We start from the raw sequence: 612 nt of genomic DNA, 5'->3' as shown, positions 1-612 counted from the left end.
CCTCCAAAAGGGCCGCCAACAAGACAGCGAACACCTTTTGAAGAGTTCTGACTAATTGTTCCTCCAGCTCTTTTAATAAAGGCCATTCTGTGGTAAAATGTTTCATGGACTCTCTCCCTCCTGTTTTATTGATGTTGGTCATCACCATCATAGCAGGGAGAGAGTCCTTTTTGCATGACATTTGCTTTTTTCTACCGCGCTTCGCTTGGTGGCCCCGACGAGCGTCGCGAACAAAAGTTCGCAACCCTCGTCGGGGAATCATTCCTGAATGTCACCCACAAATATTTTACTCACACCATGTGCAAAATGACGACTATATACATGCACCTTAAAATGATAACTTCTGTATGAACACCTTTTTCCATGGTTATACTGCTCCTAAATACCCACGTACAAAAGGAGCGGAAATGACATGAAACGTCTTAAAATTACAAATGATCACGGTTGGACACCTCGAACCCTTCGGAAACAAGAACGGAAAATCAAAGATGCTTCGCTTCGCGCTCGGGTGACTGCCGTTCGCCTCGTCATGGAAGGGTTTCTTGGAAAAGATGTCGCAAAAATGGTTAATCTATGCCGCCAATCGGTTTCCTTCTACGTCGAACGGTTTAA

The 612-nt window shown here is 44.8% G+C and carries 1 pseudogene; it reads left to right on the top strand.

Going from position 1 to position 612, the window contains the following annotated elements:
* Positions 1-412: 412 nt before the first annotated feature.
* Positions 413-612 (top strand): annotated as a pseudogene (locus LH47_RS14895) (helix-turn-helix domain-containing protein); the annotation flags it as partial.

This window comes from Anoxybacillus thermarum (assembly GCF_000836725.1).
GTDB lineage: Bacteria > Bacillota > Bacilli > Bacillales > Anoxybacillaceae > Anoxybacillus > Anoxybacillus thermarum.
This window is presented reverse-complemented; position numbering and strand designations above follow the sequence as displayed.